Origin of the sequence: Profundibacter amoris, from assembly GCF_003544895.1 — a bacterium.
Classification (GTDB): Bacteria; Pseudomonadota; Alphaproteobacteria; order Rhodobacterales; family Rhodobacteraceae; genus Profundibacter; species Profundibacter amoris.
In genome coordinates, this window is sequence record NZ_CP032125.1 from 779,143 (window position 1) to 802,317 (window position 23,175).

At 58.7% G+C, this 23,175-nt stretch carries 22 protein-coding genes; 12 read left to right on the top strand and 10 right to left on the bottom strand.

What is annotated here, in order from left to right; genetic code table 11:
* Positions 1 to 108: 108 nt before the first annotated feature.
* Together BAR1_RS03870 and BAR1_RS03875 are read right to left on the bottom strand one after the other, a co-directional pair.
* Positions 109 to 1,011 carry a DMT family transporter gene (locus tag BAR1_RS03870; RefSeq protein WP_118941802.1) on the bottom strand — a complete coding sequence of 301 codons (903 nt, stop codon included), beginning with the start codon at positions 1,009 to 1,011 and terminating at the stop codon, positions 109 to 111.
* 139 nt (positions 1,012 to 1,150) lie between these two features.
* Positions 1,151 to 2,314 (bottom strand): NAD(P)/FAD-dependent oxidoreductase, encoded by a 1,164-nt coding sequence (locus tag BAR1_RS03875; protein WP_118941803.1) that lies wholly within the window; start codon positions 2,312 to 2,314, stop codon positions 1,151 to 1,153.
* Between the two features lie 74 nt (positions 2,315 to 2,388).
* Here BAR1_RS03875 and BAR1_RS03880 point away from each other — a divergent pair, with 74 nt between their 5' ends.
* A complete protein-coding gene (locus tag BAR1_RS03880) occupies positions 2,389 to 3,576 on the top strand; it encodes a winged helix-turn-helix domain-containing protein (protein ID WP_118944331.1) in 1,188 nt (395 codons plus the stop codon).
* A 54-nt stretch (positions 3,577 to 3,630) separates the two neighbouring features.
* On the opposite strand, the gene BAR1_RS03885 is transcribed toward BAR1_RS03880, so the two are convergent.
* From BAR1_RS03885 to BAR1_RS03895, 3 genes are all read right to left on the bottom strand, one after another.
* Positions 3,631 to 4,299 (bottom strand): thioredoxin domain-containing protein, encoded by a 669-nt coding sequence (locus tag BAR1_RS03885; RefSeq protein WP_118941804.1) that lies wholly within the window; start codon positions 4,297 to 4,299, stop codon positions 3,631 to 3,633.
* A gap of 9 nt (positions 4,300 to 4,308) precedes the next feature.
* Entirely contained in the window at positions 4,309 to 5,685 is a 1,377-nt protein-coding gene (locus tag BAR1_RS03890; protein WP_118941805.1) for an L-serine ammonia-lyase, read from the bottom strand.
* Between the two features lie 103 nt (positions 5,686 to 5,788).
* Complete coding sequence (locus BAR1_RS03895) at positions 5,789 to 6,235, bottom strand: hypothetical protein (protein WP_118941806.1); 447 nt, start codon at positions 6,233 to 6,235, stop codon at positions 5,789 to 5,791.
* A 77-nt stretch (positions 6,236 to 6,312) separates the two neighbouring features.
* On the opposite strand from BAR1_RS03895, the gene BAR1_RS03900 reads away from it, so the two are divergent.
* The 8 genes from BAR1_RS03900 (at position 6,313) to BAR1_RS03935 (ending at position 14,231) form a co-directional block, all read left to right on the top strand.
* Entirely contained in the window at positions 6,313 to 6,753 is a 441-nt protein-coding gene (locus tag BAR1_RS03900; protein ID WP_118941807.1) for a MarR family winged helix-turn-helix transcriptional regulator, read from the top strand.
* A 64-nt stretch (positions 6,754 to 6,817) separates the two neighbouring features.
* A complete protein-coding gene (rpiA, locus tag BAR1_RS03905) occupies positions 6,818 to 7,606 on the top strand; it encodes a ribose-5-phosphate isomerase RpiA (protein WP_118941808.1) in 789 nt (262 codons plus the stop codon).
* A gap of 24 nt (positions 7,607 to 7,630) precedes the next feature.
* Complete coding sequence (gene gor / locus BAR1_RS03910) at positions 7,631 to 8,992, top strand: glutathione-disulfide reductase (RefSeq protein WP_118941809.1); 1,362 nt, start codon at positions 7,631 to 7,633, stop codon at positions 8,990 to 8,992.
* Positions 8,993 to 9,071: 79 nt separating this feature from the next.
* A complete protein-coding gene (hflK, locus tag BAR1_RS03915) occupies positions 9,072 to 10,208 on the top strand; it encodes an FtsH protease activity modulator HflK (RefSeq protein ID WP_118941810.1) in 1,137 nt (378 codons plus the stop codon).
* Positions 10,208 to 11,077 carry a protease modulator HflC gene (gene hflC, locus BAR1_RS03920; protein ID WP_118941811.1) on the top strand — a complete coding sequence of 290 codons (870 nt, stop codon included), beginning with the start codon at positions 10,208 to 10,210 and terminating at the stop codon, positions 11,075 to 11,077. The genes hflK and hflC overlap by 1 nt, the downstream gene beginning before the upstream one ends.
* Complete coding sequence (locus tag BAR1_RS03925) at positions 11,074 to 11,268, top strand: DUF2065 domain-containing protein (protein WP_118941812.1); 195 nt, start codon at positions 11,074 to 11,076, stop codon at positions 11,266 to 11,268. Before hflC ends, BAR1_RS03925 begins: the two co-directional genes overlap by 4 nt.
* 140 nt (positions 11,269 to 11,408) lie before the next feature.
* The gene (locus BAR1_RS03930) at positions 11,409 to 12,884 is read left to right on the top strand and encodes a DegQ family serine endoprotease (protein WP_407681523.1); all 1,476 of its coding nucleotides are present in this window, start codon (positions 11,409 to 11,411) and stop codon (positions 12,882 to 12,884) included.
* A 147-nt stretch (positions 12,885 to 13,031) separates the two neighbouring features.
* Positions 13,032 to 14,231: a pyridoxal-phosphate-dependent aminotransferase family protein gene (locus BAR1_RS03935; RefSeq protein ID WP_118941813.1), complete on the top strand. Its 1,200-nt coding sequence runs from the start codon at positions 13,032 to 13,034 to the stop codon at positions 14,229 to 14,231.
* Between the two features lie 28 nt (positions 14,232 to 14,259).
* Here the strand turns inward: BAR1_RS03935 and BAR1_RS03940 are convergent, their stop codons facing one another.
* The gene (locus tag BAR1_RS03940) at positions 14,260 to 14,652 is read right to left on the bottom strand and encodes a DUF6858 family protein (protein WP_118941814.1); all 393 of its coding nucleotides are present in this window, start codon (positions 14,650 to 14,652) and stop codon (positions 14,260 to 14,262) included.
* A 176-nt stretch (positions 14,653 to 14,828) separates the two neighbouring features.
* Between BAR1_RS03940 and BAR1_RS03945 the strand changes: the two genes are divergently transcribed.
* The gene (locus BAR1_RS03945; RefSeq protein ID WP_118941815.1) at positions 14,829 to 15,347 is read left to right on the top strand and encodes a GNAT family N-acetyltransferase; all 519 of its coding nucleotides are present in this window, start codon (positions 14,829 to 14,831) and stop codon (positions 15,345 to 15,347) included.
* A 76-nt stretch (positions 15,348 to 15,423) separates the two neighbouring features.
* On the opposite strand, the gene BAR1_RS03950 is transcribed toward BAR1_RS03945, so the two are convergent.
* The 3 genes from BAR1_RS03950 to BAR1_RS03960 are packed head-to-tail and all read right to left on the bottom strand — an operon-like array spanning position 15,424 to position 18,972.
* Positions 15,424 to 16,392, bottom strand: a complete 969-nt coding sequence (locus tag BAR1_RS03950; RefSeq protein WP_118941816.1) for a threonine ammonia-lyase — start codon at positions 16,390 to 16,392, stop codon at positions 15,424 to 15,426.
* The gene (gndA, locus tag BAR1_RS03955) at positions 16,393 to 17,796 is read right to left on the bottom strand and encodes an NADP-dependent phosphogluconate dehydrogenase (protein WP_118941817.1); all 1,404 of its coding nucleotides are present in this window, start codon (positions 17,794 to 17,796) and stop codon (positions 16,393 to 16,395) included.
* Positions 17,797 to 17,856: 60 nt separating this feature from the next.
* Positions 17,857 to 18,972: a pyridoxal phosphate-dependent aminotransferase gene (locus BAR1_RS03960; RefSeq protein ID WP_118944333.1), complete on the bottom strand. Its 1,116-nt coding sequence runs from the start codon at positions 18,970 to 18,972 to the stop codon at positions 17,857 to 17,859.
* A 105-nt stretch (positions 18,973 to 19,077) separates the two neighbouring features.
* Between BAR1_RS03960 and BAR1_RS03965 the strand changes: the two genes are divergently transcribed.
* Complete coding sequence (locus tag BAR1_RS03965; RefSeq protein ID WP_118941818.1) at positions 19,078 to 19,245, top strand: Tat pathway signal protein; 168 nt, start codon at positions 19,078 to 19,080, stop codon at positions 19,243 to 19,245.
* Positions 19,246 to 19,409: 164 nt separating this feature from the next.
* Positions 19,410 to 20,051 (top strand): hypothetical protein, encoded by a 642-nt coding sequence (locus tag BAR1_RS03970; protein WP_118941819.1) that lies wholly within the window; start codon positions 19,410 to 19,412, stop codon positions 20,049 to 20,051.
* Between the two features lie 96 nt (positions 20,052 to 20,147).
* On the opposite strand, the gene BAR1_RS03975 is transcribed toward BAR1_RS03970, so the two are convergent.
* A complete protein-coding gene (locus BAR1_RS03975) occupies positions 20,148 to 23,129 on the bottom strand; it encodes a valine--tRNA ligase (RefSeq protein ID WP_118941820.1) in 2,982 nt (993 codons plus the stop codon).
* Between the last annotated feature and the right edge of the window lie 46 nt (positions 23,130 to 23,175).

The following is a 23,175-nucleotide window of genomic DNA, read 5'->3' on the forward strand; positions in this document are numbered from 1 at the left end:
CGGCGCAATTGCCGATGTGCTATATGCTGCGGGCTAGCAATAGGTGTTAGGTCGGGAGATTGTTTTCTTTGAAAGAAAACGGACGAAATCTTTCAAAGATTTCGGGGGCTAGGCTATCGAGCCAATCGCCAGCCGCCTTTCCCGTATCACGATGTAAAGACCGGCGGCAACAGTGATCAGAATGCCGATGGCGGCCAATCCGTTTGGAAAATCCCGGAAAATCAACCAACCGATCAGCGTGGCGAACGGGATCTCAAGGTATTGCACGGGCGCAAGGGTGGCGGTGGGGGCGAATTTCAGCGACCATGTCATGACCAGATGCGCCAATGTGCCCAATACGCCAAGGATCGCCAACAATGCCAAATCGGCATCGCTGGGGGTGATCAGCGTCAGGGCAGGGATTTTGTAGGCCGAGGTGATCCACAGCACCATGGCCAGCACCAGCAACGCCATGCCACCGCTGACAGCCTGCAATGTGACCGGATCGGATTTTGCCGTTAACTGACGGGTAACGATCATAAAACCGGCAAAGGCCACGGCCACCACCAAAGGCAGCAAGGCAGCGGCGCCGACATTGGCGAAACTGGGCTGGATCACCAACAGGGTGCCGACAAACCCGATGGCACAGGCAATCAGGCGGTGCGGGCCGACATGTTCCTTCAGCAACAGCCAGCCCAGCAGCAACAGCAGGAAGGGCTCGACAAAGGCGATGGCGATGGCTTCGGCCAGCGGCAGATAGATCAGCGACAGGAACATCGCACCGATACCGATGATATGCAGGATCGAGCGCAGAAACAGCAGGCCAAGGGTTCGCCGGTTCATCCTGAGGTCGCGTTTGGTCAGCAATACGACAGGCAGCAGGATCAGCACCTGGAAAATAAAGCGGAAGGTGACGATCTGGACCACCGGCACGGTACCGCCCAGCACTTTGGCCACGGCATCCGCAAAGGGGGCCATGACACAGAAGGTGGCCATCAGCAGCACACCAAGAAGCGGGCGGTCATTGTGCATTGCACCACGGTAGTGAACATGGGGCGGGGGTGCAATTCCTGTACTTTCGGGTTGCGCCGCCTTTGGCGTCGCCCCAGACGCGCCCCTGACGGGGCGCGCATTTGCCTGCGGCGCAGGTATTTTGAGCAAGAAGAAGGGGTCAGGCAAAGCCGCTAAAACGGGTCAGGGCGAAGGGGGCAAGGGTTTCGGGGTATGTGCCGGTTGTGATTGCCTCGGCCATCAGTTTTCCCAGCACCGGCGCAAGGGTGATGCCGCTGTGGGTGGCTATGATGTGCAGGCCCTTGGCATCGGGCATCGGGCCGATGATGGTTTTGCCGTCGGTCGGGTAGGGGCGCACGCCGATGCCCAGCCTGCAATCATCGATGTCGATGGTGCCGGTCAGCTGTGGCAGCACGGTATAGGCGCGCTCCAGCAGCAGTTGCCACATCTTGCGCAGGTGGTCCGGTGTCTGGTCCTCGATGATCATTCCGTCAATATCGTCCGAGGCAATTTTTAGCCCGCCATTGAATTCCGGCAGGATGTGCAATTCGTTTTTCGGCGCGGAATAATACATGTGGCGCAAGGGTGGGGCGCTTGGCAGCGGCGGGGTTGTCAGGATCAGGCCGGGTACTTTGTTCAGCGGGAACCGCGCGGCAAATCCGTCATATCCGGTCAGGGTGGCAAGGGTGGTTGCTGTATCCTGCCCCGTGGCCAGAGTGATGTTGCCGGCGTGAAAGGTGCCCTGGGTGGTGATCAGGCCGGTGACATCCCCTTGATCGGTTGCCAGCAGTTCGATGGCGGTGCAGTTTTCCAGCACTGTGCCCCCCATGGCTGTCATTTGATTCGCCATGAAGCGGGTGAAACGGGGGGCGTCGATCAACAGGTCATCGGGACTTAGCAGGGCCTCGGCATCGTCGGGAAATGTCATTTCCGGTTCCAGCCGGCGCAATTCGGTATTGGAAACCCAGCGGTTAGCATAGCCGAAGGCGGTCAGGGCGCGGGCCTGTTTCTGCATCGCCCGATACCCGTCTGCATCGGATTTCGGCACGACCTGTAGCGCGCCGGCGGGGTTGATGCCCAGCGTTCCATTGCCGAATTCGTCTTGTAAGGCGTTGTAGCCTTTCACGCCGGCCGCATTCAGGTTGTGATAAGTCCTGTCAGTGGATTTGACGCTGGCATTGGCCCAGGCGAAACTGTTGCCGGTGGTGCCCGTGGCGATTTTATCGCGTTCCAGCAGAAGAACCGTTTGCCCCATGCGAGACAGATGGAATGCGGTGGTGCACCCGAGGATGCCGCCGCCGATGATGATTGTGTCATAAGTCATACGGCAGATAAAAACAGATTGCTGTTTGGCGCAAGGGGCTATCGGTCTTCTGTTTGGCGCGCCATATTGGCGGGATGGTTCTAAAAATCAACAATCGCGATGCCCGTCGTTTGTGGCTACAATCACTTGGGCTGGCCAAGGCGCCGATAGGGCAGGCCGATGTAATGGGGGTTATCCGGCAGTTGGGGTTTGTGCAACTGGACACCCTCCGCAATGTGGCCCGCGCACATGACCATATTTTATGGAGTCGGAACCAGAACTATCGCGAGGGGGATCTGGAGGGGGTATTGGCGGCGGGCGAGGTGTTTGAGCATTTCACCCATGATGCGTCATGTTTGCCGATCGAGTTCTACCCCTATTGGCAGCGGCAGTTCCGGCGTTATGCCGACAAGATGGCGAACCATTCCTATTACAAGACGAAAATGAAAGCGGCGGATGTTGCGGCCATTCTGGAACGGGTCAGGCAGGAGGGGCCGCTTTCAACCCATGCGTTTGACACCAGGGCCAAACCGAAAAAGGGGATGTGGTCGCGACCACCGCATAAGGTCGAGCTGGATAAAATGTGGTATTCCGGGGTGTTGGCGACATCGCACCGCAAGGATTTCACCAAGTTTTACGATTTGGCCGAGCGGGTTATTCCGGCAGAGTTGCGCGGAGTGGCGCATCCGGACGAGGTGCAGGTGGATTGGCTGTGTCGTGCGGCTTTGGTGCGGTTGGGGTTTGGTACGGTCGGGGATATCCAGCGGTTCTGGGGCGCGATGAGCGCGGTTGAGGCGAAGGCTTGGGTCGCGGGTGCCGGATTGGTGCCGGTCAAGGTTCAGGCGCGGGACGGAAGCTGGCGCGAGGGTTTTGCGCTTGAGGACATCGAGGCGCGGATCAAAGCGGTTGCACCGCCCACGTCACGGTTGCGGATCGTGAACCCCTTTGATCCGGTTGCGCGGGATCGGGAGCGGTTGGACATGTTGTTCGGGTTCGACTACAGGATCGAGATATTCGTAGCGGCAGCCAAGCGCAAATGGGGGTATTACGTTTACCCACTGCTGGAAGGGGACCGGTTTGTCGGGCGGGTCGATATGAAGGCGGATCGGGCCAAGGGGGTGTTGGTGGTGAAACAGGTCTGGTGGGAGGCTGGCGTTCGGGCGAGTGTCGCGCGGGTTACCAAGCTGGAGGCCGAGGTCGGGCGGATGGCGCGATTTGTCGGGATGAAGCATATCCAGTGGGATTGCGCCGCCTGCGGCGTCGCCCCAAGCGCGCGCCCCTGACGGGACGCGCGCATTTGCCTGCGGCGCAGGTATTTCGGGAAAAGAAGAAGGGGGCTATTGTTGGGCCGCTGCTTTCATTCTTTTCAGTTCCGCAATCAGTTTTTGGCGATTGTAACCCCGATACCAGTCGGTGCTGTCGCGGCGGGTTTCAACACGGTTATAGAACAAATGAGCCGCATAACGTCCGGATTTGTCGACCGTGAAAATATAGGGAAGGCCGCCATTGTAATGGGCAAGTGCACCGGTTCTTTTCAAAACCGCTTCTCCACGGGGGGCATATTGGGCGTCGATGTGGACCAGAACGAAATTGTCCGCCGCAAATTTTTGCAAGGCTGCCGCTTTGGTTGAAACATCCGACTTTTCGCGTTCGTACAGGGTCGCGCGGCGAAACATGTCGGGGGCGTCGGGCGAGGCGAATTTATAGCTGAAACGGGATTTTTCGCCGTTGATATAAGCGTCGAACACATGGCACCAGATGCACCATTCCGCACCGTAAGACACAAGCAGGGTTTTGCCCTCGGTATTGGCGCGATCCAATGCGGCAGCGAAAAGCCGTTTTTGGTTCGAACACTCGTCATAGAGCTTGGCCCGACCCCTTCGGCAGGACCGGATCGGGGTTTCGGGGAGTTTGACCAACGGTTCAGCGGCGGCGGGTGGAATGAAAACCGGATTGCCCCAAAACAGTCCGGCGGCGGCGATTAATACAAAAATAATACGTTTCATATCGACTTCTTAACAGTTCGGGATATTCACCGCCAGCCCGCCAAGCGAGGTTTCCTTGTAGCGCTCGCTCATGTCCACACCTGTCTGGCGCATGGTTTCGATGCAGGAATCCAGCGGCACCAGATGGGTGCCATCGCCGCGCATGGAAAGGGATGCCGCGGAAACCGCTTTGATCGCGCCCAGGCCGTTGCGTTCGATACAGGGCACCTGCACCAGCCCCTTGACCGGATCGCAGGTCATGCCAAGGTGGTGTTCCAGCGCGATTTCGGCCGCGTTTTCCACCTGTTGCGGTGTGCCGCCCAGCACCGCGCACAAGCCCGCCGCCGCCATCGCCGAGGCCGAGCCAATTTCAGCCTGACAGCCGCATTCCGCGCCGGAAATCGAGGCGTTGTGCTTGATCAGCCCGCCGATGGCGCTGGCTGTCAGCAGATATTCGGGGATGCGCGCGGGCGTGGCGCCGGGCACATGGTCCAGCCAGTAGCGGGCCACGGCGGGCACCACACCCGCCGCGCCGTTGGTGGGGGCGGTGACGACCTGTCCGCCGGCTGCGTTTTCCTCGTTTACCGCCATGGCATAAACGCACATCCAGTCGTTGATGGTGTGGGGGGCGGTCAGGTTCAGGCCGGCTTCGGCCTGCAGGGACTGGTGGATGTCACGGGCGCGGCGTTTGACGTTCAGTCCGCCGGGCAGGGTGCCGCCGGTGGACAGCCCGCGGTCGATACAGGCGTTCATCGCGTCCCACAGGCGGGCAAGGCGGGTTTCGAATTCCTGCGCGCCCATATAGGCCAGTTCGTTGATGCGTTTCATTTCGGCGATGGATTTGCCGCTTTTGGCGGCCATATCCAGCATCATTTGCGCGGTTTCGAACGGATAGGGGCGGGTGGCGTCGCGGGCGTCCAGAACCGGCTCCAGCGCCTGTTCTGCTTCGGTCACAACAAAGCCACCGCCGATGGAATAATAGGTTTCCTGTAACACCACGTCGCCCTGTGCGTCCGTTGCCATCAGGATCATGCCGTTGGCATGGCCGGGCAGGGGGTGGTCATAGTCGAAAACCAGATCGCGGGCGGGGTCGAATTTCAGCGCGGGCAGGCCATCGGGCCGGACCCGTTTTTGCGCTTTGATATCCGCCAGCGCCGCATCGGCCTGTTCCGCGTTGTAGGTTTCGGGCAGGAAACCGGCCAGCCCCAGAATGGTAGCGCGGTCGGTGGCATGGCCAACGCCGGTAAAGGCAAGGGATCCGTGCAGCGAGGCCCGCAACCCGTGCGCCTGAAACGGCGAGGCGCGCAGCAGGTCCAGAAACCGCCCAGCCGCCACCATTGGACCCATGGTATGGGAGGACGAGGGGCCGACCCCCACCTTGAACATGTCAAACACGCTGAGAAACATCCGCGCCGCTTCCTTTGTCATTCTTTGCAAAGGCCATGAACGCATAAGGCGGCGGCAAAGCAAGTCCAAAAACGACAGGCAAACAGTGTGATGCGGTGCTTTGTTATTTAGCTGCCGATTTGCGGCGACGACGCAGGGCCAACCCGTCGCGCATATTTAGCGACAGCAGGGTGATGTTGATGGCCCCCGCGATGATTTCGGCGGCCTGCACGACATAGAACATCGTATCAAACGCGCCCGCTTGGGCCTTTGACGCCAGAAAGAAGGCGCTGGGCATCAGGATCAGGATGCCGTTGGCGGCGATGATCTTCATCCGTTTGGCTTTGCGCCCGACCACGGGCAGTTTCCAGCCTTTGCCAAGGGATGCGCCGCTGGCCCCCGTCGCAATCATCGCGGGGATCAGCAAGATCATACCATATAGAACGAAGGTTTTGACCGATGTGATCTGGGCGTGGCTGCCGAACAATTCGGATATGAGTGTCGAGACCCAGAAGGTGAGGATGGTCAGTAGGGCGGTGGTGCCGGCAATGGCGTGAAGCTTATGTTTCATGAGAATCTCCAGATATGAATAGCATGCTATACAGATAGAGGTTGCATAGCATGCTATGCAAGTGCTAATTTACCCGCATGACAGATTTTAAAACCCAATCCGCCGGATATTTGGCCAACCACATGGCCCGCTTGTTTGAAAAAGGGCTGTACCGGCGGATCGAACCGCTGGGGCTGGCGCCTGCGCAATTTATGACTTTGCTGGTATTGTGGGATCAGGACGGGATCACCCAGCAGACCCTGCGTCTGCATCTGGATGTGGAGCAGGCGACGATGGCCAACACCCTGAAACGGATGGAGCGCGACGGGTTGATCACGCGCCGCGCCCACAAAAGCGACAAACGCGCCCGCCTGGTTTACCTGACCGACAAGGCGCGTGAAATGCGGGACGGGGCGCTGTCGGCGGCCAAAGCGCAGAATAAAATCGCGCTTGGCAGCTTGTCAGCGAGTGAACGCGCGCAGTTGGTATCCTTGATGCAGCGGGTCATTGGCCAAATGAAAACACCAAATGCGTCCTAATTGCCCCTCGCCGTGGCGCATTTGATCCCGTATAACCCTGCCAACAACTGGGGAGTCGCATATTATGACCGGAGAACTATCGCCAATCGACAAGGCCAAATTTGTCGCTGCCAAACGGGCTGTGGAGTATGTCGAGGACGGCATGCGTGTCGGGCTTGGCACCGGATCGACCGCCGCGTGGATGGTGCGTTGTCTGGGCGAAATGGTGCGCGAAGACGGCCTGAAGATCAAGGGGGTGCCAACATCCACCCGTACCGCCGATTTGGCGCGTCAGGTCGGGATCGAGGTGATCTCGCTGGACGAGGCAAAGTGGCTGGATGTCACCATTGACGGCACCGACGAATATGACGGCAACCTGAACCTGATCAAAGGCGGTGGTGGTGCGTTGTTGCAGGAAAAGATCGTCGCGACGGCCTCGGATATGATGGTGGTGATCGCCGATATTTCCAAACGGGTGGAAACGCTGGGCGCTTTCCCGCTGCCGATCGAGGTGATCCCCTTTGGCTTGCAGACCACGCAGGCGCTGGTCGAGGAAACGCTGGTCAGCATGGATGTGCTGGGCAATAATGTGACCCTGCGGATGAATGGCGATGTGCCTTTCGTTACGGATGAAGGAAATCACATTCTGGACCTGCATCTGAACCGTATAGGCAACCCGCGCCAGTTTTCGCTGGTGATCAACCAGATCCCCGGTGTGGTGGAGAACGGGCTGTTTATCGACATTTGTGATGCGGTTGTGATCGGTTACGGAGATGGCAAAGTCGAAGTGCGGGATATAAACGCGGGCACGGTGCAGGAAGACCGGATCGACTTTGTCGAGAATGAAAACCTGTTCACCGATCTGACCGACTAACCTTTTCAAAAGGGCGCGAACATTATGAAATTTGACTATGATCTTTTCGTCATTGGCGGCGGCTCGGGCGGGGTGCGCGCGGGGCGTCTGGCCGCAAGCGAGGCCGGGGCCAAGGTTGCGCTGGCCGAGGAATACCGCATGGGCGGCACCTGTGTCATTCGCGGGTGCGTGCCCAAAAAACTGATGGTGTTTGCCTCGGCCTATAGTGGCGCCAATGCGGATGCGCGCGCCTATGGCTGGTCGGATGCCAGCATCGGCACGTTTGACTGGCCGCATTTCAAGGCCAAACTGGACGCCGAACTGGACCGGCTGGAAAACATCTATCGCACCAATCTGGCCAAGTCAGGTGTCGAGATTTTCAATGCCCGCGCCGAAATGGTGGATGCGCATACGGTCAGGTTGTCGAGCGGCGAGAGTTTTACTGCGAAACACATCCTGATTGCGGTTGGCGGGCGTCCGTTTACGCCGGATTTTGAAGGTTCGGATCTGACGATCACCTCGAATGACATTTTCAATCTGGAAAAACTGCCCCGTTCTATCCTGATCGTTGGCGGCGGGTTTATTGCCTGCGAATTTGCCTGCATCCTGAACGGGCTGGGCGTCGAGGTGACGCAATTCTATCGCGGCGCGCAAATCCTGCGCGGGTTCGATGACGAGGCCCGGGGCCATGTCGCCGATCTGGTGCGCGAGCGGGGCGTGGACCTGCATGTCGGCACTGATGTGATGAAAATCGAAAAGGATGATCAGGGGCTGTTCGTGAAATGCACCACCGGCCATGACCACCATTTTGATGCGGTGATGTATGCCACCGGACGGGTGCCCAACACTGACAATCTGGGGCTGGAAAACACCGGTGTTGAACTGGGCCGTCGCGGCGAAATCATCGTTGATGACTATTCACAAACCGCTGTGCCCTCGATTTACGCGGTGGGCGATGTGACCGACCGGATAAATCTGACACCGGTTGCGATCCGCGAGGGGGCGGCCTTTGTCGATACCGTGTTTCACGGCAAACCGACCAAAGCGGATCACGAGCTGGTCGCCAGCGCCGTATTTACCCAGCCCGAACTGGGCACGGTCGGCATGACCGAGGAAGAAGCGCGCGAACAAGAGCCGATCGAGGTCTATTCCGCCACCTTCCGCGCCATGCAGACCGGTTTTGCCGAACGCGAAGACCGCGTGATGATGAAACTGATCGTGTCACAGGCCACCCGTGTGGTGCTGGGCTGTCATATTGTGGCCGATAATGCGGGCGAAATGATCCAGCTGGCGGCGATTGCCGTCAAGATGGGCGCGACCAAAGAAGACTTTGACCGCACCGTTGCGGTTCACCCGACAATGACCGAAGAACTGGTGACAATGAAGGTGCCGACACGCACTGCGTAAAATACACCGGTGCAGACGGCTTGAAAATCGCCTATACAAGACACAGGTTAGGCTAAGTATCTGAACATAAGGAAGCTCAATGGCTGGAAATAACGGCGGACCCTGGGGTGGAGGCGGCAACAACGGCGGCGATGACAATCGCGGCGGTGGTGGCAAACGTCCCGGACAGGACGGGCCACAAATACCCGAACTCGAAGAAATTGTGAAAAAAGGTCAGGAGCAATTGCGCGTCCTGATGGGGGGCGGTCGCGGACGCGGCGGCAACGGCAGTGGCGGCCAAGGTGGCCAGCCTGGCGGACCTGCGTTGACCAAAGGCACCATCGGCCTTGGTTTGCTGGCGGCCGCAGTGGTCTGGAGCTTTGCGTCGTTTTATACGGTCAAACCGGAAGAGCAGTCGGTTGAACTGTTCCTTGGAAAATATTCGCAAACCGGCAATCCCGGTCTGAATTTTGCGCCCTGGCCGGTTGTCTCAAAAGAAGTGGTGATCGTAACGCGTGAACGTACGGTTGATATCGGTGTTGGCAATCGCGGCGGCGACGCCGGTCTGATGCTGACAGGGGACGAAAACATCGTCGATATCGATTTTCAGGTGGTGTGGAACATCAATGATCCCGCCAAATTCCTGTTCACCCTGGAAAATCCTGATCTGACCATTCAAGCCGTTTCGGAATCGGCTATGCGCGAGATCATCGCCCAGTCGAATCTGGCCCCGATCCTGAACCGGGATCGCGGCGCGATTGCCAGCAAGCTGCAAGAGCTGATCCAGTTCACACTCGACAGCTATGACAGCGGTATTAACATTGTGCGGGTCAACTTTGACCGCGCCGATCCCCCGAAAGAGGTGATCGCGGCATTCCTTGATGTGCAAGCAGCCGAACAGGAACGCGACCAGTTGGAAAAAGAGGCTGACGCCTACGCCAACAAGAAACAGGCCGAGGCGCGCGGTCAATCCGCGCAAATCCTGCAGGTTGCCGAGGGCTATCGTGCGCGGGTGGTAAACGAGGCCGAAGGTGAAGCCAGCAGGTTTACAGCCGTTCTTTCGGAATACCAGAAAGCCCCGGATGTCACCCGCCAGCGGCTCTATCTGGAAACGATGGAAGAAGTGCTGGGCAATGTCGACAAGATTATTCTGGATAGTAATACGCAAGGGGGGCAGGGTGTTGTGCCCTATCTGCCGCTGAACGAGTTACGGCGTAATAGCGGAGGGAACAACTGATGCGTAAGTCAACATTGATACTGCCAATCGCCTTTGTGGCCGTAATCGTGGCGCTGTCCTCGGTTTTCGTGGTTACAGAAAAAGAAAAGGCGCTCGTGCTGCAATTCGGCAAGGTCGTTGCCGTAAAGGAAGATCCGGGTCTGGCTTTCAAGATCCCGCTGATTCAGGAAGTGGTAAAATATGACGACCGTATCCTTTCGCTGGACACGCCGGAATTGCAGATCACCCCGCTGGACGATCGCCGCCTGGTGGTTGACGCCTTTGCCCGTTACCGGATCACGGATGTGAACAAATTCCGTCAGGCCGTAGGTGCCGGTGGTATTCGCACAGCCCAATCGCGTCTGGATTCGATCCTTCGCGCCCAAACCCGCGAGGTTCTGGGGTCGGTCAATTCCAATGATATCCTGAGTGTGGATCGTGCCGCGTTGATGAAGAAAATCCGCGATGGTGCGGCCGCCAAAGCCCGCAGTTTGGGGGTAACAATCATCGACGTGCGCCTGAAACGCACCGATTTGCCACCCGAAAACCTGAAAGCCACCTTTGGCCGAATGCGTGCCGAACGCCAGCGCGAAGCAACGGATGAACGCGCCCGTGGCGCCGAGGCCGCACAGCGGGTTCGGGCGCAGGCCGACCGGACGGTGGTTGAACTGGTATCCGATGCCAAACGGCAAGCCGAAATCATTCGTGGCGAGGCGGACGCCAAGCGGAATGCGATTTTCGCCAAGGCGTATGGCGAGGATCAGGAGTTTTTCCAGTTCTACCGTTCGCTTTCGGCCTATCGCAATTCGTTGAAGGGCAACAATTCGACGATGGTTCTGTCGCCGGATAGCGAATTCTTCAACTATCTGAAAACGGCAACACCTGAATGACGGAGCAAATCATTCTGGCCTTCGGGCTGGTATTGGTGATCGAGGGGCTGGTGTACGCACTGGCCCCTTGGCTTGTAGAGTCCCTGCTTGAGACAATGAAAGAAATGCCATTGGAAACCCGCCGCCGGATCGGATTGGTCGCGGTGGCTTTGGGGGTTGCGCTGGTGTGGTTTTCCAGGGGGTTTGGCTGAATTACACTTCACAACCGCTTGAATTCTCACAGGGGGGTTTGTGTTCTGCGGATTTAAGCCTATCTATAGGACAACAGGCAATAATGCGGTGTATCGCCGTGCAGTGTGTCTTTTGAACCCAAGATAAGGAGCCCTTAGACGTGATACCCAAGGCTATTTCCAAATCGGTCGCGCAAAACAGGCAGGCCAGTTCGTTCATTCATAAAACCGGATTTCTGGCACTTGCGGCGATGCTGCTTGTGCTACAGGCCGTTATGGCACATGCCCGCAGCGGCCCGGACAGCTTTGCCGATCTGGCTGAAAGGATCAGCCCGTCGGTGGTGAATATCACCACAACCACCACAATCGCCGCCCCGATGGGCCAAGGCCCTGTTGTTCCCGAAGGATCCCCGTTCGAGGATTTCTTTCGTGACTTCATGGATCGTGGCGGCAACGGTGCCCCGCCCCGCCGTTCACAGGCGCTTGGTTCGGGGTTCGTGATTTCCGAAGACGGTTATATTGTCACCAACAACCACGTTATCGCCGAAGCGGACGAAATCGAGATCGAGTTTTTCTCGGGCGAGGTTCTGCCAGCCAAATTGATTGGCCGCGATCCCAAGGTCGATATTGCCCTGCTGAAAGTCGAAAGCGACAAGCCTTTGCCGTTCGTTTCTTTCGGGGACAGCGATATCATGCGCGTTGGCGACTGGGTGATGGCGATGGGCAACCCGCTGGGTCAGGGGTTCTCGGTTTCTGCCGGGATCATTTCGGCCCGCAATCGTGAATTGTCCGGCACTTATGATGACTATCTGCAAACCGATGCCGCCATCAACCGCGGCAATTCGGGCGGTCCACTTTTTAACATGGACGGCGAAGTCATCGGCGTGAACACCGCGATCCTGTCGCCGAATGGCGGCTCGATCGGGATCGGGTTTTCAATGGCCTCGAACGTGGTGACACGGGTTGTGGACCAGCTTAAGGAATTTGGCGAAACACGCCGTGGCTGGCTGGGGGTGCGCATTCAGGACGTGACAGATGATGTTGCCGAAGCACTGGGGCTGGATAAAGCCGCCGGTGCATTGGTTACGGATGTTCCCGAAGGTCCGGCTGCCGAGGCCGGTATCAAATCAGGGGATGTGATCACCGCATTTGACGGTGTTCCGGTGCCCAACACCCGCGCACTGGTGCGGCAGGTCGGCAATACACAGGTTGGTAAAGAAGTCCGCGTGGTGGTGTTGCGCGATGGTAAAACCCAGACGCTGAAAATCACACTTGGGCGCCGTGAAACAGCCGAAGGTGACGTGCCGGCAAGTGAAAGTGAAACACCTCAAGCCCCTGTCGAAAAGGGTGTCCTTGGACTGATTGTCACCAGCATGACGGATGAGCTGCGCCAGCAACTGGGGCTGCCCGAAGATGCGCAAGGGCTGGTTGTCAAAGATGTGGACGAAGCCTCGCAAGCCTTTGAAAAGGGTCTGCGCGCGGGGGATGTGATCACCGAAGCCGGCCAGCAAAAGGTCGCGACTGTGGCTGATCTGGAAGCCCGCATCGCCGATGCCAAAGAGGCCGGTCGCAAATCGCTGTTGCTTTTGGTGCGTCGTGCTGGCGAGCCGCGGTTTGTGGCGCTGTCGCTGCAATAGGTATTGACAAAAACATGTAATTTTGAAGCCTCCGCATTTTGCGGGGGCTTTTGCTTTTGACGGGCAGGTCAAAGAAACGGCATGCGGAATTGACGCCCGCAAGGCAAGGCAATAGCGTCGGCAAGAACCTATCTGGAGAATCCCCCCATGACCCTATCCCACGGCCGCCCCTACCTTGCCATTCCCGGACCATCTGTGGTGCCCGACAGGGTGTTGCAGGCGATGCACCAGCCCGCGCCCAATATCTATGGCGGGGCGCTGGCCGATACGGTGCGCAGTATCATAACCGACCTGAAAACCGTGGTGCGCACGCAGCATCAGGCCACCATCTATATCGCCAATGGTCATGGCGTGTGGGAGGCCGCGCTGGCCAATGTCCTGTCACGCGGGGACAAGGTTCTGGTGCTGGCAACCGGCCTGTTCGGCCTTGGCTGGGCCAATATGGCCGAACGGCTGGGGGCCGAGGTGGAGATTCTGGATTACGGCAACCGGTCTGACATTGATTTGGCGCAGGCCGAGGCGGTTTTGCGCGCCGATACCGAAGGCCGGATCAAGGCGGTGATGGCGGTGCATGTGGACACCTCGACCTCGGTGCGCAACGATATTCCGGCGCTGCGGGCGGTGATGGACCGGACGGGGCATGACGCGCTGCTGATGGTGGATTGCATTGCCTCGCTGGGGGTCGAGCGGTTCGAGATGGACGCATGGGGTGTCGATGTGGCGGTTGCTGCCTCGCAAAAGGGGATCATGGTGCCGCCGGGGCTGGGCTTTGTGTTTTTCAACGACAAGGCGGATGCGGCGCGGGAAAAGGTGGATCTGGTCAGTTATTACTGGGACTGGCGACCACGGGCGCAGCCCGAGGATTTCTACCAGTATTTCGCCGGTACCGCCCCGACGCACCATATCTTTGCCCTGCGCGAGGCGCTGGATATGCTGGTGCACGAAGAAGGGGTGGAGGCCGCATGGGCGCGTCACGCCAAGCTGGCACAGGCGGTCTGGGCGGCGTTTGACATATGGGGCGCGCGGGGGCCTGCCGAGTTGAACATCGCGGATGCGGACAAGCGCAGCCATGCGGTGACAGCGGTGCGCATCGGCGCACCGGAAGGCACGGCGCTGCGCGACTGGGTCAGTGAAAAGGCAGGGGTGACACTGGGCATCGGTATCGGCATGGCCCCGCCGGGGGATCCAGCCTGGCACGGGTTTTTCCGCATCGGCCACATGGGCCATGTGAACGCGCATATGCTATTAGGCGTGCTGGGTGTGATCGAGGCGGGCATGGATGCGCTGGGCATCGAGCATGGTGACGGCGCGCTTTCGGCGGCGGCACGGGTGGTGGCAAGCGCCTGATCATTCAGACGCTTGCAGGTATTGTCCTTTAGGCCTTGTCCGCCAGCGCCTTGCACCATTCTTCCATAGCGTCCGTGGCCACCGGCATGGGTGGCTCCATGAACGAGATGTGGAAGTGATCACCCATATCGGTCACACCGATCGAGCGCGGGCGCACGGCCAGAACGCGCGGGTTGGGCAGTTTGACGCCAAAGCAGAACAGGATGTTTTTCGCATCCACGATTTCCGGCGCGATTTCACCGTCGATGAATTTTGTGTGGCTCAGGTGGTCGAAAATGCCGATGTAGGCCACTTTGGGGTGGGCGTCGATGTTGACCTTCAGTGCGGCAAGGATTTCGTCAACCGAAGTCAGCGAGGTTTCGTCTTTGCTGATTTGCAGATCGAAAGTGGGGTATTTTTCCATCAACAGTGATTGTTTCATTACAGGCGTCCTTTTGGTTGGGGTTGGATCGGGGACATGACACCGCTGGTGTGAAAATGCGATGTGGCAGTTTGTCGTTACGGGCGGGATAAGAGATTTTATGCCTGCGGCGCGGAGTTTGAGCCGTCTTTGAAAACGCTCTGGGGGAGCGTTTAAGGCGATAACGGGCGAAGCCCATGGCCATTTGGAAGGTTGGGCTGAGTTGCGTTGCCAGCGTGAAAAACGGATGTATGGTTATCATCGATAGGAAAAGGATTGCCACAATGGTCGAGTATCGTAAAACCACACCAGACGATGCGAACTCTTGCGTCAAGATTCTGCGCCATTGGATTGACGAGACAAACTGGATGCCAATGCTGCACAGCGAGCCTTCGATGCAGCAATTCTGGCGTGGCCGCCTAGATCAGACCGCGGGGTGGGTTGCGATAGAGAACAGGCGAGTCGTGGGATTTTGCATTCGTGATGGGGGTGATATCACAGCGCTTTATTTGGACCCGTCGGCGCGCCGCAAGGGTGTTGGTAAAGAGCTGCTTGATTTGGCCAGAGAAGACCTTGATGAAGTCAGCCTCTGGGTATTTGCGGCCAATACAAAAGCATTGGCGTTCTATACCCGCGAAGGGTTTGTGGAAGTTTTTCGCAGCGATGGCGACAATGAAGAAGGCTTGCCTGATATCAAGCTATCTTGGAAACGCTGAATATCAATTTTGATCCAGAATGTTGGAGGTTGATGACAGGTAGCGACAAATGTTCTTCTAATCGTCAGCGGGTCATTTAGCCAACCAGCTTCATAAACCGGTCACGGCTGATATTGGCCCCGCAGGCCAGCAGGCCGATGTTCTTGCCCTCGCAATGTTCTTTCAGTGGTCCCAGCGCGCCGGTGAGCGAGGCGGCGCAGGCGGGCTCGACCATCAGTTTCAGGGCGCTGTTCATCAGGCGCATGGTGGCGCGCAGATCGTCATCGTGGACGCGCACAATATCCGTGGCGTTTTCGCGGGTCAGCCCATAGGAATAGGGCAGAGCGGTGGGCGAGCCGAGGGAATCGGCGATTGTATCGACCTTTTCCAGACGTTCGGGCCTGCCAGCGCGGAAACTGCGGAACATGCTGTCGGCACCAAAGGGTTCGACCCCGTAGATTTCGATGTCGGGGTTCAGCAGTTTCAGCGCCTTTGACATGCCGCTGATCAGCCCGCCGCCGCCAACCGGCAGGATTACCACATCCAGATTTGCGGCATCGGCGCACATTTCCGCCCCGCAGGTGGCCGATCCAAGGGACATATTGTAGCCCTCGAACGGGTGGATCACGGTGCGGCCCTCGGATTCGGCGATTTCCTCCATCACCGCGAAAACTTCGTGAATATCGTCGCATAGCACCAGTTCGGCGCCCAGAGCGCGACAGCCATCAATGCGGATCGGATCGGCGGTTTTGGGGATGGCGATCTTGGCCGAGGTGCCCGCCGTCTGCGCCGCCCATGCCAGCGCCAGCGCGTGGTTGCCGCCGCTGGCCGCAGTCACACCTGCGGCGCGTTGATCAGGGGTCAGGGCCTGTACCGACAACAGGTTGCCGCGCGCCTTGAACGATCCGGCTTTTTGAAACAGCTCCAGCTTCATCATCGCCCGGGAGCCTTTGGGCAAAAGTTCCTCCAGCCCTGGCTGGCGCAATTCCAGCATTGGCGTGTGGATGATCTGCCCCGCGATCTGTTGTTGTGCGGCTTTGATGGCGTCAAGGGTGATGTCGGTCATTTAGCTGTTCCAGGGTCCGTGTTGCACACCGTCCTTGTCTATCCGTATAAAGCCGTGTTCGCCAAAAAAATCGCGCTGGGCCTGAATTAGATTGGTGCTGCCGCGTGCGGTGCGGATGCTGTCATACCACGCCAATGCACCGGTGAGAGCCGGCACGGGGATGCCGTTGGTCACCGCACTGGCCACCACGCGGCGCAGGGGCGCGATGGTGGTGTCCAGACTGGCGCGGATGGCGGGGGCGAGGATCAGTTCGCCTTGGGGCGGGTCGCTGCGCAGAGCGTCGGCTAGGTCGTCCAGCAGGGAAGAGCGGATGATGCAGCCCGCGCGCCAAATTTCAGCGATGCGGGGCAAGTTCAGGGACCAGTCGTATTCGTCAGAGGCCGCTTGCAGCACGCGAAACCCCTGCGCGTGGCCAAGGATGCGGGCGGCCAAAAGGGCGGCTTGCAGATCGTCGGCATCGGGCAGATCGACGGGGATGGTTCCCGCTGTCAGCAGCCCTTGCGCCACCTTGCGGGTTTCCTTTTCGGCGGACCAGGCGCGGGCACCAACCGCGCCCTCGATCGCGCTGGCGGACTGGCCCAGTTTCAACGCCTCGATCACGGTCCAGCGGCCGGTGCCCTTTTGCCCCGCCTGATCGACAATCAGATCGACCACCGGCTTGCCGGTTTCGGGGTCAGTGGCTTGCAACACCTTGCCGGAAATCCCGATCAGGTAGGAGTGCAGCGGGCCATCGTTCCAGCCTTCAAACAGCGCGCCGATTTGGGGGGCATCCCACCCCGTAACATCGCGCAACAGCGCATAGATTTCGGCAATCGCCTGCATGTCCGCATATTCGATGCCGTTGTGCGCGGTTTTCACAAAGTGCCCCGCGCCGTCAGGGCCAAGGTGGTCAACGCAGGGGTCGCCCTGATATTTCGCGGCAATCTCTTGCAGGATCGGTTTTAGCTGGGTCCAGCTGTGTTTCGTGCCACCGACCATCATGGACGGCCCGTGCCGCGCACCGCTTTCGCCGCCCGAAACGCCCATGCCGACGAAATGCAGGTCCTGTTTCGCCATCAAGGCGCTGCGCCGCCGTGTGTCGTGGAAATTGGCGTTGCCGCCGTCAATGATGGTGTCACCCGGTTCCAGCAAGGGTGTCACGGCCTCGATCATCATGTCCATCGGCTTGGTCGAAGGGATCATGAACAGGATCACCCGCGGGGTGGCAAGGCCCTGAATGAATTCTTCCAATGTATCAAAGGGATGCAGGTTTTTCGCCAGATCACCGGCCTCTTGCATAAACGGCGCGATCCAGTCTACTTCGCGGTTGGTCACCGCCACCTGAAACCCGTGTTCCGCCATATTCAGCGCCAAGGCGCTGCCCATGGTTCCCAACCCGTAAACGCCGATCTGTGCTTTTGACATGGTCAATCCTTTGCTGTGTTAGCGCAAACATATACCTGCGCTTGCGAGAATTCCAGCGCCTCACACAGATTTGTTGCGGGCGGCGTCCAATGCGGCGGGCAGGGTGGTTTCCAGCAGGTCAAGATCAGCAGGTGTGCCGGCGGAAATGCGGATGCAGCGATCCTCGGGGGCGGTGAAGGGCATTCGGATGAAAATATCGCGCTCGATCATTTCGGCCACCACGGCGCGGGCAAAATCGCCATCACGACCGCAATCAATGGTGACGAAATTGGTGGCCGAGGGCAGGGGCATCAGCCCGTTGGTGCGCGCTATATCGCTGATCCGGTCGCGCGCGGTGGCGACTTTGGCAAGGGTCTGTTGCAGGTAATCCTGATCCAGCAGGGCGGCCAGTGCTCCGGCCTGCGATATGCGGCTCATGCCGAAATGGTCGCGCACCTTGGCAAAGCTGTCGATCAACCCCTTGTGGCCGATCGCGGCGCCGACACGGGCACCGGCCATGCCGTAGGCCTTGGAAAAGGTGCGCATACGGATCACGCGGGGGTCGTCCCCGTTGATCGGTGGCGCGGTGCCTTCGGGGGCGAATTCGACATAGGCTTCGTCCAGCACCAGAAGGCAGCCATCGGGCAAGCGGTCGATCATGTCGCTGACCATTTCGGCGCTGTGCCATGTGCCCATCGGGTTGTCGGGATTGGCAAGGTAAACCAGTTTTGCCTCTACCTCGGTTGCCTTGGCGATCAGGGCGTGGGGATCCTCATGGTCATTCCTGAACGGCACCTGCACCAGTTCCCCGCCAAAGCCGTTCACATGGTAGTTGAAGGTGGGGTAGGCGCCGGCGGATGTGACCACCCTGTCGCCCTGCGCGACCGTCATGCGCACCAAGGACCCCAGCAGCCCGTCAATGCCCGCGCCAATCACGATGTTGTCCATTGTGACGCCGTGATGGGCGGCCAAGGCTTCGCGCAAATCATGGCTGGCGCTGTCGCCATACATCCATGTTTCCGGCACCGCGTCCTGCATCGCCTTGATCGCCTTGGGCGAGGGGCCGAATACGTTTTCATTCGCGCCAAGGCGGGCCGCAAAAGCACGGCCACGGGCGCGTTCCTGCACTTCGGGGCCAACGAAGGGCGTGGTGGCAGGAAGCGAGGTGATCAGCGGGGTGTATCTGGGTGTATTCATGGACGAATAGAAACCGCAAAACCGGCGGGGCGGCAAGGGGGAAGGGTTGAAAAACCTGCCTTGCGCCCCCAGATAAGAACTACTCGCAACTACCGAGGGTAAAACATGAGTGCTAAAATGACACGCCGTGGCTTCTTGGCCACCACCGCCGCTGCCAGCGTTGTGCGCAGCGTGCCGACGCTTGCCACCCGCACGGGTGGACGCCGTATCCTGACGCTGGTTTATAATAAATCAATGGGCATGATGCGGGCGATCGAGCGGATCGTTCACTAACCCGCCATCACACACAGCAGTTCGAACATTATCAAGACGCATGTTAAAGGCGGGGCGTGGGCCTGTTCGCGGGTTTGAAATGATGCTAACCCCGTTGCGTGTTCTGTTGTAAAGGAAACTGGCATCGTGTCACGATTTGCGAGGTCTGGACGAGAAAACCTGCTATGTTGAAAAAGATCTTTATTGTCATTGTATTAGGGCTTGGTGCCGGGGCGGGCTATGTCGGCTGGCGCTACCCGTCGGTCATCCGCGATATCGTCAAAGGACCGGCCAATACGGTGTCGGTGCGGGCTGAAGGGCCGAATATGGCCCTGACGGATGTTGCGTCTTTTCGGCAGGATACGGCGGACTGGGCCGCAGATACATTGGGGGATACGTCTGATACGCTGGAGGATTATGGCTGCACGGTTACCAGCGTGGCCAATGCCATCAGCAATGTGACCGGTACGCCGGTCTCGCCCAAACAGCTGAATGATAAGCTGGGGCAGGTGGGGGGATATACCGGTCGCGGCTGGCTGATCTGGGGCAAGGTGGCGGAGGCCACGGATGGCGCTGTAAAGATCACGGTGCATGATGAACCGACCCACGAAGGGATTGCTGCCTGTATGACCGGTGGCGGCTATCCTGTTGTAAAAATCAAGCTGGGCGGGGTGATCCCGCATTGGGTGCTGCTGGTCGGGCGCAAGGATGGCGAATATATCATGCGTGATCCGCTGGTCGGGGTGCCGGATGATCCGGCAATTCCCGTATCCGTGCGCGGCAAGACGATCTATTCCCTGCGGTGTTTGTCAAAGGCCTTGGGTTAGGGCCTAGAATATGCACCGCCGGAAGCAGGAAAGATTTTATGCCTCCGGCGGGGATATTTGTGGAACAAAGATGGCGCAGGCTTAACAGGTCTGGCCTTAGCCCATGTCCTCCAGCCGCTGCATTGCGGCTTTCAGTTTCGCGGCCTCGTCTTCCTTGCGGGCCAGCAATTCGCGGCTTTCCGCGACCACCTCTTCGGGGGCGCTGGCGACGAATTTGGGGTTGTTCAGGCGCCCGCGCAATCCGCCCAGTTCCTTTTCCAGCTTTCCAAGGGTTTTTTCCAGCCGTGCCTTTTCCGCCGCCACGTCGATGATATCGGCCAGCGGCAGCGCAAAGGTGCCCCCTTTGACCGCGATGGTGACAGCGCCTTTGGGCAGTTCTGTCGCTTCGGTCAGCGATTCAATGCGGGCCATGCGTTTGATCAGGGCCTCGTTGCTGGCCCATGCTGTGTGACCTGCGGCATCCAGTTGCTGGAACAGCATTGGAACTTTGGCCCCTGCGGGCACGTTGACCTCGGCGCGGCTGGAGCGGATTTTATCAATCAGGTCCGTGACCCAGCCCATTTCGCGATCGGCCTCCTTGTCAACCAGATCGGCGGCGGTGTATGTGGGCCAGTCCTGATGGACCAGCATATTGTCGCGTTTCGTGATGGTGCCCCAGAGTTCCTCGGTGATGAAGGGCATGATCGGGTGCAGCAGGATCAGGCTTTGGTCAATCACCCATGCCATGGTGGCGCGGGTTTCCTTGATCGCGGCGGTATCGTCCGAGAAGAACGTGGGTTTGGTGAATTCCAGATAACGGTCACAAAGCACCCCGCGCACAAACACATATGCGGCGTTGGCGGCGTCGTTGAAGCGGTAGGATTCCAGCGCGGCGTTATAGGCGTCAAACGCCTTGGCGGTTTCCCCGACCATCCATTTGTTCAGCGGCAGGGAGACCTTGGCGGGGTCAAAATCGGGATCGGGGTGGCATTCGTTATATTGCGCGAATGAAACCGCGTTCCACAGCTTGGTGCCGAAATTGCGATAGCCTTCGACCCGTTCGGTCGACAGTTTCAGGGTGCCGCCCAATGACGCCATCTGGGTCATGGTGAAGCGCACCGCATCGGCGCCGAACTCGTCGATCATGTCCAGCGGGTCGATCACATTGCCCAGCGTTTTGGACATTTTCACGCCCTTTTCGTCGCGCACCAGTTGGTGCAGGTAAACGGTTTTGAACGGGATGTCGTCCACCACCTCGAGCTGCATCATCATCATGCGGGCGACCCAGAAGAACAGGATGTCCTGCCCGGTGATCAGGGTGGAGGTGGGGAAGTATTTTTTGGTGTCCTCGGTCCAGTTCGGCCAGCCAAGCGTGCCAATGGGCCAGAGACCGGAGGAGAACCATGTGTCGAGGACGTCGGGGTCGCGGGCGATGTTTATATAGTTCCGCCCATCTTTAGGGTTGGCGCCCAAAACACTTGAATGAATACCCTGCCCCACAATGGCTCCGGCTTGTTGCCCCTCGCCTTTGAAAAATTCGGGAGACCATTCGCTTTCGTTAATTTCCCATTTCTCGCCATAGTATTGGCGAGCTTGTTCAATCGCTTCATCAACGTTAGATGCGCAGAAATGCTTGGTTGCAGGATATAAAAGCTCACCTGTGTCAGTTAGTTCCGGCCCATACCAAACCGGTATCTGGTGCCCCCACCAAAGCTGCCTTGAAATGCACCAAGGCTCGATATTGTTCATCCAGTGGAAATACACCTTTTCACCGCTTTCCGGCATGATTTTCACGCGCCCATCCTTGACCGCATCACGGGCGGGACCGGCCAGTTTGGCGGCATCCACATACCATTGATCGGTCAGCATCGGTTCCATCACCACCTTGGAGCGGTCACAGAACGGCTGCATGATCTTCTTGTCCTCGACCATGATCATCAGCCCTTCGGCGTCGATATCGGCGATCACCGCCTTGCGGGCTTCAAAACGGTCCATGCCGCGATAGGCGTCGGGCACAAGGTTCAGCGCGTCGATCTCGGATTCGTCCCAGTCGGCGCCCTCGGAAATCTCTTTGGCGCGTTTGGCGGCGGTTTCGTAATCCGCGCCGTCCGATCGCATATGCGCCTTTGTGTCCATCAGGCGATACATCGGGATGTTGTTGCGCTTGGCCACGCCATAGTCGTTTTCATCATGGGCGCCGGTGATCTTCACAGCGCCCGAGCCGAAATCCATATCGGGGTAGTCATCGGTGATGATCGGGATCAGGCGGCGGTGTTCCTTTGGACCCACCGGAATTTCGCAAAGCTGGCCGACAATCGGCGCGTAACGTTCGTCATCGGGGTGCACGGCCACCGCGCCATCCCCAAGCATGGTTTCGGGGCGGGTGGTGGCGATGGAGATATAGTCGCGCGTCTCGCGCAGGGTGACGTTGCCGTCCTCGTCCTTTTCGACATATTCATAGGTCGCCCCGCCTGCCAGCGGGTATTTGAAGTGCCACATGTGGCCGTCGACCTCGATATTCTCGACCTCGAGATCGGAAATCGCGGTTTCAAAATGCGGGTCCCAGTTGACCAGCCGCTTGCCGCGATAGATCAGGCCTTTGTTGTAAAGATCAACGAAGACCTTCAGCACGGCATCATGGAACACCTCGTCCATGGTGAAGGCATTGCGGTCCCAGTCACAGGATGCGCCAAGGCGTTTGAGCTGATTGATGATGGTGGAGCCGTATTTCTCCTTCCACTCCCAGACCTTTTCAATAAAGGCATCGCGGCCCATTTCGGCGCGGGACGGCAGGCCCTGTTCGGCCAGCATCTTTTCGACCTGTAGCTGGGTGGCGATGCCGGCGTGGTCCTGACCGGGTTGCCACAGGGTGTCGAACCCGCGCATCCGGTGCCAGCGCACCAGCACGTCCTGCAGGGTGTTGTTAAAGGCGTGGCCGACGTGCAGCGCGCCGGTGACATTGGGCGGCGGGATCATGATGGAAAAGGTTTCAGCGCCCGGTTTGGCATTGGCGCCAGCCCTGAAGGCACCGCTTTTCTCCCAGGCCTCGTAAATCCGTGCCTCGGCTGTTGCCGCATCAAAGTTCTTATCCATCGCCATATCCGTCGTCCCGCATGAAATCATTGGTCAGGCAGGGTCTAACGAA

What these genes read in the sequence shown, in the direction of transcription:
- BAR1_RS03870 (WP_118941802.1), bottom strand. Translation starts at nt 1,011, where the DNA reads ATGCACAATGACCGCCCGCTTCTTGGTGTGCTGCTGATGGCCACCTTC.
- BAR1_RS03875 (WP_118941803.1), bottom strand. Translation starts at nt 2,314, where the DNA reads ATGACTTATGACACAATCATCATCGGCGGCGGCATCCTCGGGTGCACC.
- BAR1_RS03880 (WP_118944331.1), top strand. Translation starts at nt 2,389, where the DNA reads ATGGTTCTAAAAATCAACAATCGCGATGCCCGTCGTTTGTGGCTACAA.
- BAR1_RS03885 (WP_118941804.1), bottom strand. Translation starts at nt 4,299, where the DNA reads ATGAAACGTATTATTTTTGTATTAATCGCCGCCGCCGGACTGTTTTGG.
- BAR1_RS03890 (WP_118941805.1), bottom strand. Translation starts at nt 5,685, where the DNA reads ATGTTTCTCAGCGTGTTTGACATGTTCAAGGTGGGGGTCGGCCCCTCG.
- BAR1_RS03895 (WP_118941806.1), bottom strand. Translation starts at nt 6,235, where the DNA reads ATGAAACATAAGCTTCACGCCATTGCCGGCACCACCGCCCTACTGACC.
- BAR1_RS03900 (WP_118941807.1), top strand. Translation starts at nt 6,313, where the DNA reads ATGACAGATTTTAAAACCCAATCCGCCGGATATTTGGCCAACCACATG.
- rpiA (WP_118941808.1), top strand. Translation starts at nt 6,818, where the DNA reads ATGACCGGAGAACTATCGCCAATCGACAAGGCCAAATTTGTCGCTGCC.
- gor (WP_118941809.1), top strand. Translation starts at nt 7,631, where the DNA reads ATGAAATTTGACTATGATCTTTTCGTCATTGGCGGCGGCTCGGGCGGG.
- hflK (WP_118941810.1), top strand. Translation starts at nt 9,072, where the DNA reads ATGGCTGGAAATAACGGCGGACCCTGGGGTGGAGGCGGCAACAACGGC.
- hflC (WP_118941811.1), top strand. Translation starts at nt 10,208, where the DNA reads ATGCGTAAGTCAACATTGATACTGCCAATCGCCTTTGTGGCCGTAATC.
- BAR1_RS03925 (WP_118941812.1), top strand. Translation starts at nt 11,074, where the DNA reads ATGACGGAGCAAATCATTCTGGCCTTCGGGCTGGTATTGGTGATCGAG.
- BAR1_RS03935 (WP_118941813.1), top strand. Translation starts at nt 13,032, where the DNA reads ATGACCCTATCCCACGGCCGCCCCTACCTTGCCATTCCCGGACCATCT.
- BAR1_RS03940 (WP_118941814.1), bottom strand. Translation starts at nt 14,652, where the DNA reads ATGAAACAATCACTGTTGATGGAAAAATACCCCACTTTCGATCTGCAA.
- BAR1_RS03945 (WP_118941815.1), top strand. Translation starts at nt 14,829, where the DNA reads ATGGCCATTTGGAAGGTTGGGCTGAGTTGCGTTGCCAGCGTGAAAAAC.
- BAR1_RS03950 (WP_118941816.1), bottom strand. Translation starts at nt 16,392, where the DNA reads ATGACCGACATCACCCTTGACGCCATCAAAGCCGCACAACAACAGATC.
- gndA (WP_118941817.1), bottom strand. Translation starts at nt 17,796, where the DNA reads ATGTCAAAAGCACAGATCGGCGTTTACGGGTTGGGAACCATGGGCAGC.
- BAR1_RS03960 (WP_118944333.1), bottom strand. Translation starts at nt 18,972, where the DNA reads ATGAATACACCCAGATACACCCCGCTGATCACCTCGCTTCCTGCCACC.
- BAR1_RS03965 (WP_118941818.1), top strand. Translation starts at nt 19,078, where the DNA reads ATGAGTGCTAAAATGACACGCCGTGGCTTCTTGGCCACCACCGCCGCT.
- BAR1_RS03970 (WP_118941819.1), top strand. Translation starts at nt 19,410, where the DNA reads ATGTTGAAAAAGATCTTTATTGTCATTGTATTAGGGCTTGGTGCCGGG.
- BAR1_RS03975 (WP_118941820.1), bottom strand. Translation starts at nt 23,129, where the DNA reads ATGGCGATGGATAAGAACTTTGATGCGGCAACAGCCGAGGCACGGATT.